Origin of the sequence: Caloramator mitchellensis (assembly GCF_001440545.1) — a bacterium.
Lineage (GTDB): Bacteria > Bacillota > Clostridia > Clostridiales > Caloramatoraceae > Caloramator > Caloramator mitchellensis.
Window position 1 is genome coordinate 1 of the sequence record NZ_LKHP01000041.1, and the last position, 1,000, is coordinate 1,000.

Sequence of the window (1,000 nt, forward strand, 5' to 3'; positions counted from 1 at the left end):
CAAAGATAAAAGAAATAAAGAAGTAATAATTAGGGGGGCTGGAAATTCATGCAGCCCCTTCATTTAATAAGTAAAAGGGGAGAGATTATGAAGAAGCGATTGAATGATAATGCAGTGTTCTGGCTGTTTGTTGCACCTGCCCTTTTTGCATTTGTAATGGTAGTAATAATACCCTTCTTTATGGGAATATATTATTCAATGACAGACTGGACAGCAGTTGCAGGGCTTAAGCCAAACTGGGTGGGATTTAAGAATTATAAGGCTATGTTTTCAGACATTGCAATCAGATATTCTTTTATCAGAACATTTCTATTCACTCTATTGAGCGTAGTATCGATAAACATAGTTGCACTAACATTTGCAGTTTTGGTCACAAGGGATATAAGATTTAGAAACTTTTACAGAGCGGGATTCTTCGTTCCAAACTTAATAGGTGGGCTTGTATTAGGATATATCTGGCAGTTCATATTTAAAAGCGTAATACCTGCGATTGGAGGATTGCTTGGAATAGAGAAACTTCAAAACCTGCTTATATTGTCAAACCCTGATTTAACTTTATTCGGATTAGTATTAGCATTCACATGGCAATATGCTGGGTATATAATGATGATTTATGTAGCAGCATTGCTCAATGTTCCACAGGAACTTTTAGAGGCTGCGGCAATAGACGGAGCAAACTTCTGGCAAAGATTAAAGGCGATAACAATCCCTATGATAGCTCATGCCTTTACAATAACGACCTTCTTAACGCTTGTAAATTCATTTAAGCAGTATGATATAATAGTTGCCCTGACAAATGGTGGGCCAACAGATATGTATAAGGGGCAGGTTGTAAATTCAACGGAACTACTTGCAATGCACATATACAATGTAGCCTTTAAATACAACAGGATGGCGGAAGGACAGGCAAGGGCAATTATATTCTTCCTTGTATTGTCGGTAATATCAATAGCACAGGTGTATTATAACAAGAAGAGCGAGGTGGAAATGTAATGGTCAA

Annotated in this window: 1 protein-coding gene; it reads left to right on the forward strand. The window is 37.3% G+C overall.

Translation table 11 applies throughout. The features are described from left to right. Nucleotides 1-87 precede the first annotated feature (87 nt). On the forward strand, nt 88-993 hold the full coding sequence (locus ABG79_RS12100) for a carbohydrate ABC transporter permease (protein ID WP_057979719.1): 906 nt from the start codon (nt 88-90) through the stop codon (nt 991-993). The last annotated feature ends 7 nt before the right edge of the window (nt 994-1,000 follow it).

What these genes read in the sequence shown, in the direction of transcription:
- ABG79_RS12100 (WP_057979719.1), top strand. Translation starts at nt 88, where the DNA reads ATGAAGAAGCGATTGAATGATAATGCAGTGTTCTGGCTGTTTGTTGCA.